The sequence below is a fragment of the Mesorhizobium sp. M7A.F.Ca.US.006.04.2.1 genome (genome assembly GCF_004022915.1).
Lineage (GTDB): Bacteria > Pseudomonadota > Alphaproteobacteria > Rhizobiales > Rhizobiaceae > Mesorhizobium > Mesorhizobium ciceri.
This window is the reverse complement of the sequence record NZ_RZQA01000396.1, coordinates 1-5,737: the sequence shown is the minus strand read 5'-3', so window position 1 is coordinate 5,737 and position 5,737 is coordinate 1. Positions and strand designations below refer to the sequence as shown.

Sequence of the window (5,737 nt, the reverse complement as noted above, 5' to 3'; positions counted from 1 at the left end):
ACCGCGATCTATGAAATCACGCCAAAGGGCAGCGGCGGCGAACAGATCGACGCGCTGCGTTATGGCCAGGCGTCGGTGGACAATGGCGGCGTTGCCAATGCGGACGAATATGCCTTCGTCAAGATCCGCTACAAGCTGCCGAATGAAGACGTCTCGAAGCTGATCACCACGCCGGTGACCTCGGCCAACGAGATCTCGTCTTTCGACCAGGCCAGCACCGACCAGCGCTTCTCCGTCGCGGTCGCCGCCTTCGGCCAGAAGCTGCGCGACGAGGATGCGACCGCGAAGTTCGGTTACGACAAGATCATGGAGATCGCCACTGCCGCTCGAGGAGCCGACCCGTTTGGGTACAGGTCCGAGTTCCTCTCGCTTGTGCGCCTTGCCTCGGCGCTGGGCGGTAATCGGTAGTGGTGATGACGGCCGGTTTCTTTCAGATGGGATCGTTCTGACAGGGGAAACCGACCGCGGGCGGGTGAGGCATGCCGGCGAGGGGTTCATTCCCTTGCCGGCCTTTTTTCGGAGAATCTCCAGGTCGTTAAATTGCGCGGCATTTCCGGTAGCGGATCGCAACCCCCTGCTTGTTACGCAGGACAGGTGTACCGGGCTTGAGGGAGCCGAAATTGCAGATCAGGACTATCGCCAACTCGACACCGCCGGCACGAGATGCTTCGGCGGTTTCATCGGCCCCATCATCGGAATCCAGGCGTATCAGTGACGATGTCGCGCAGGCGCGCCACACCGCCATGTCGGCGCTGACCAACGACCGCTTCCGCATCATGCTGGAGCAGATAACCGATCCGGTTTCATCCGGCGCGCTGATGACGATGCACAGCGACAATGTGGTCGACTTCAAGTCGGCGCAGTCGAGCTACGCCGACAACAGCGAATAATCGAAACCGATAAGCTCAGGCCCGGCTGCGGCGGCGCTCGCGGCGGGCTTCGCTGGTCTCGGCGGTATTTTCCGTCGCCACCTTGTTGCGCATCGGGCCGATGCGCTCGACGATCGCGGCAACCGTCGGACGATCCGCCTTGGTGTGCGCGTCGAGCGCCTTGCGCATGGCGGCAAGGTGCTGGAACGAGGTGCCGCAGCAGCCGCCGATTATTTTGGCGCCGCCATCGACGGCGAGCCTGACATAGTCGGCCATCAGTTCGGGTGTGCCGGAATAATGGATTTCGGTGCCGCGGAATTCGGGAATGCCGCAATTGCCCTTGACGATCACCGTTGCCTCCGGCTTCGCCTCGGTCATGTCGAGCAGCGAGGCCAGGATGTCAGACGCGCCGACGCCGCAATTGGCGCCAACGCCAAGCGGCGCCTGCGACAGCCCGTCGGTGACGCCGTGGATATCCCTGGGTAGCAGGCCCATCATGGTGCGGCCGGCGGTGTCGAAGGAACCGGTATAGGTGTAAGGCAGGCCGACGCGGATGGCAGCCTCGGCGGCGGCGCGGATCTCGTCGGGAGCAGACATCGTCTCGATCCAGGCGACTTCGGCGCCGCCTTCCTTGAGACCCTCGATCTGCTCGGCGAAGGCGTCGACCGCCTCGTCGTAGGTCATGGCGCCGAGCGGCACCAGCAATTCGCCGGTCGGGCCGACCGAACCGGCGACGATCACCTTGCGGCCGGCCTTGTCGGCGACAGCACGGGCGATCTCGGCGGCGCGCTTGTTCAGCGCATGCACACGGTCCTGCGCATGATGCAGCTTCAGCCGGTGGCGGGTGCCGCCGAACGAGTTGGTGAGGATGATGTCGGCCCCGGCATCGACGAAATTCTGATGCAGGCTGGTGATGGTGTCAGGCGCCGTCTCGTTGAGCAACTCGGGCGCCTCGCCGGCTTCCAGCCCCATGGCGAACAGGTTTGTGCCGGTGGCGCCATCGGCCAGCAGCACGCCCTTTTCGGCCAGCAGAGCATCGATCGGGTTGGTGGTCGTCATCGGATTGGCTTTCATGTTTCGAAGTCGAATAAGGATATAAAGAAGTCTTTATGTGTAGTCAATGGAATGGCGGCAACGCGGCCACCAATGCGGAGGCCGGTTTCCGTCCGAAGGATCATTGTTGCCGAAGATCAGACAGTGCCTGTTGGGAACGACATGCCGGCCAGTCTGTGCGCGAAGCCGGACGCCTCGTGCGCATTGATGTCGGCGGCCCGGATCAGATTGTCGAAATGCTGGATCAACGTCTGGATCGGCTGGGTGGCGTTGAGCACCAGATACATGTCGCCGACATAGATGGCGGCGCGATAAGGGCCGAAGATTGTGTAGGGGATCGAATAGCGCATGCGCCCGTCATAGAGAAACAGCCGGAAGGTCGGATAGAGGTCGTCGAGCAGCGTCGCCATGTGCAGCAGCTGCGCGCGCCGGTCGGCTTCGGGGAAACGGTCCCAGACACCCAGCCCGCGGGCAAATATCTCCAGCGTGTGGCGCGGCATGCAGACTTCCATGTCGGTCTCAGGCCGCCTGTTGTAGTCGATGCGGTATTGCGTTTCGCCGGCCTGCGCCAGGCGGCTCTTGTTGGCGATGCCGGCTTCGTAGTCGACCAGCGCTTCGGTGCGCAGAAGATCGGGAATGCCGGCAGGCACGTAGCGGATCTTGGTGCCTGCCGCCTCGGCATGCCATTTGGCCAACAGCGTGCGGTCGAAACCATCCGGTGCCTCTTCGATCTCCAGGCTTTCGCGGATTTCGCCGGTGAGACCTTCGTCCTGGCTGAGGCCGAGGAGCCAATCGAGCGACACCTTGAACTCGGCGGCGATGTTGAGCAGTGTTTCGGCGCGGGGCAGGCGCGTCGAGGCGCCCGACAGCAGTTGCGACAGCGCCGAGCGGTCGATGCCGACCGCGGTTGCGAAGGCCGACTGATTCAGGTCGGAGCGTGTCAAGAGCATCTTCAGTCGCTCGCGGAAGATCGTCGACAGGTCGCGCTTGTCCATGTCCGTGCTCCACCTGGATTGAGGAAAAATTTGCGCCGGAACCGCTCCGAGGGTGGCGTTAGGCGTAAATGAATCCCTAAGTCTGTTTACAATGTATAACATGTGCGGTCAAAAATGCGCAATCGCAACAGTTCGTGCACTTTGTCTCGTTGAGTGGAATCATTTCTCCTGACACAATGCTGTCAGGAATCAATTGGGATTCCGGCGACTGAGGGGCAGTGGTCGATAGCATGACGAGCAAGAGCATCAGGCGACACAGCGTACGGGCCATTGAGTGGCCAACCGTGGTACTCGCCTTCTTCTGCTACGCGACATGGCTCGCCACCGGTTTCCTGCTCTGGCCTTCCTATCCCGTCCTGGCGCTCGCCGTCCTCGCCTTCACCGCCGCATTGCAGTCGTCGATCATGCACGAAGTGCTGCACGGGCATCCGACGCGCAACGCGCGGGTCAACGAAGCCTTCGTGTTTCTGCCGATCGGTCTGGTCTGGCCGTTCCGCCGCTTCAAGACCATTCATCTGCGTCACCACGCCGACGAGCGGCTGACCGACCCGCTCGATGACCCGGAAAGCTATTATCAGGCGCTCTGGCAGCATGACGAGCTGCCGCCGACGATGAAATTCCTGCTCAAGATCAACAACACCATGGCAGGCCGCTTCGTGCTCGGCCCGTGGCTGTCCTGCGTCGGCTTCTTCATCGACGATGCCAAGCAGGTGATCGCCGGCGACAAGCCGATCCGCAAGGCCTGGCTGCTGCATGCGATCGGCCTGGCCGTCGTGCTGCCGATCGTTCAGTTCGGCTTCGGCATCCCGCTGTGGCTTTACATTCTGGTGCCGGTCTGGCTCGGCCAGTCGCTGATCTCGATCCGTACGTTCGCCGAGCATCAATGGTCGGAACATCCGGAAGGCCGTACGGTGATCGTCGAGCGCTCGCCGCTGTCGTTCCTGTTCCTCAACAACAATCTGCATTTCGTCCATCACAAGACCCCGACCGTGGCCTGGTACAAGCTGCCCAAGCTGTTTCGCGACCGCCGTGAGGAATGGCTGCGGATGAACAATGGCTATGCCTATCCGAATTATTTCGCGCTGGTCAAAGCCTATGCGTTCAAGGCGAAAGAGCCGATCGTGCACCCGGTGCTGCGGCGTGCGCCTGAGCCGGGCAGGGCCTTCAAGCCGCGCATCAGGGCGCGCAGCATCAGCGGGCTCGGCAGTGCGCCGGTTCCCGCCGAGCCGCCCAAGGAATAATTCCGGCCTACCCGGAATCCGTGTCGGCCAATTCTGATTGGACGCCGCGTTTTCGCGATCCTTTTTCCAGACATGATGATTTGATATCGGCATGAGTGAATTGGTTGCGGCGTTGCCGATGTATGATTGGCCCGAAATGCGCGATGAGGTCGACGCGCAATGGGTGCTGCTGCGCGATGCGTTTCGGCAAAAGGGGATCGACGCGCCGGGAGCCATCGTGCGGCGCAATGGCGACCTGCCGCCGGTGCCGGGCGGAATTCGCGATGCTGCCGGTGCATTGATCGCACCCGATCCCGCGACATTGCCACCGGATGAACTCGATTTCCATAGATTGTGGCTGCATCCTTTGCTGCTGTTCGCGCAGACCTGCTGGGGGCCGATGGAACTTGGCCTGTCCAGGCATGTGCAGGTGGTCGGCCAGCCGAGCTATGACGCCTATGAAGGCGGGCAGGGCGAGCTCTATTCGAGCGCTCTGGTGATGCGGATAGGCGAGGGACCGGAAGTTCGATCGCCTACGGATGGCAGCGCTCTCATCCCGCTCGATCTGATCCGCGGCAAGCGCTTCACCTTCAACAGCCTCGATTCCATGTCGGGCATCATTGCGCTGACGCGCGACCTGCAAGCGGCCGGCGAAGGCTTGGACATCTTTTCGTCGCGTAGCGAGAGCGGCGGTCACCGCGCTTCAATCGTCGCCATTGCCGAGGGCAGGGCCGATGTTGCAGCGATCGACTGCGAAAGCTGGGCGCTGGCGCAGCGCTTCGAGCCAGCAGCGCGGAAAGTCGCGATCGTCGGCTGGACCGGACGGCGCAAAGGCCTGCCGTTCATCACGGCGAGGGCAACACCGGAAAAGACAGTCAGGGCAATGCGAGAAGCGCTTGCCGGACTATCCGAGCAGCCTCGTATCCAGCGGGTAGGTTGAGAGCTGTTCGTTGCCGGTCTCGGTGATCAGGATCTGCTCTTCGAGCTTGACGCCTTCGCGCCCGCCAAGCCGGCCGATATAGCTTTCCACGCACAGCACCATGCCAGGTTCCAGCACGCCGTCCGGCGTGTCCGATGTCCAGTCGCTGGCATGCGGCAAGGTCGGGTATTCATCGGCCAGACCGACGCCGTGATAGAGCACGCCGTAGCGCGTCGGGAAGCAGTCACCCGGCGGCACCGCCGAGGCTTCGACGAGGGCGCGAAACGAGATGCCTGGCTGCATCAGAGCCATGTTGTGTTCGATCTGGTCGGCGGCGATGCGGAACAGGGCGCGCTGTTCATTCGACGGGTTTGCATCGCCGCACAGCCAGGTGCGCGACAGGTCGGCGCAGAAGCCGTAGGGGCCGATCAGGTCGGTGTCGAAGGCGACGAGATCGCCAGCCTCGATCTTTCGCGAAGAGCATTCCTGGAACCACGGATTGGTGCGCGGGCCTGACGTCAGCAGTCGCGTCTCGATCCACTCGCCGCCGCGCGCGATGTTGCCACGATGCAATTCCGCCCATAGCTCGTTCTCGGAAATGCCCGGCTTCAGCGCCTGTTCCATCTCGCCCATCGCCGCTTCGCAAGCGACAATCGCCCGGCGCATGGCGAGGATTTCGTC

The 5,737-nt window shown here is 62.5% G+C and carries 7 protein-coding genes; 4 read left to right on the top strand and 3 right to left on the bottom strand.

What is annotated here, in order from left to right; translation table 11 throughout:
- On the top strand, positions 1-408 hold a 408-nt coding region (locus EN925_RS20545), incomplete at its 5' end, for a YfbK domain-containing protein (RefSeq protein WP_128336863.1).
- Between the two features lie 212 nt (positions 409-620).
- A complete protein-coding gene (locus EN925_RS39720; RefSeq protein WP_024501300.1) occupies positions 621-890 on the top strand; it encodes a hypothetical protein in 270 nt (89 codons plus the stop codon).
- A 15-nt stretch (positions 891-905) separates the two neighbouring features.
- Here the strand turns inward: EN925_RS39720 and bmt are convergent, their stop codons facing one another.
- Positions 906-1,928 (bottom strand): betaine--homocysteine S-methyltransferase, encoded by a 1,023-nt coding sequence (gene bmt / locus EN925_RS20535; protein WP_063173709.1) that lies wholly within the window; start codon positions 1,926-1,928, stop codon positions 906-908.
- A 131-nt stretch (positions 1,929-2,059) separates the two neighbouring features.
- Complete coding sequence (locus EN925_RS20530; protein ID WP_013531192.1) at positions 2,060-2,917, bottom strand: helix-turn-helix transcriptional regulator; 858 nt, start codon at positions 2,915-2,917, stop codon at positions 2,060-2,062.
- Between the two features lie 230 nt (positions 2,918-3,147).
- On the opposite strand from EN925_RS20530, the gene EN925_RS20525 reads away from it, so the two are divergent.
- On the top strand, positions 3,148-4,158 hold the full coding sequence (locus tag EN925_RS20525) for a fatty acid desaturase (RefSeq protein WP_024501297.1): 1,011 nt from the start codon (positions 3,148-3,150) through the stop codon (positions 4,156-4,158).
- Between the two features lie 91 nt (positions 4,159-4,249).
- A complete protein-coding gene (locus tag EN925_RS20520; protein ID WP_127369929.1) occupies positions 4,250-5,077 on the top strand; it encodes a PhnD/SsuA/transferrin family substrate-binding protein in 828 nt (275 codons plus the stop codon).
- Here the strand turns inward: EN925_RS20520 and EN925_RS20515 are convergent.
- Positions 5,042-5,737, bottom strand: a 696-nt coding sequence (locus tag EN925_RS20515; protein WP_164894300.1) for a Xaa-Pro peptidase family protein, incomplete at its 5' end; no start/stop codon positions are given. The two genes, EN925_RS20520 and EN925_RS20515, sit on opposite strands and share 36 nt — an antisense overlap.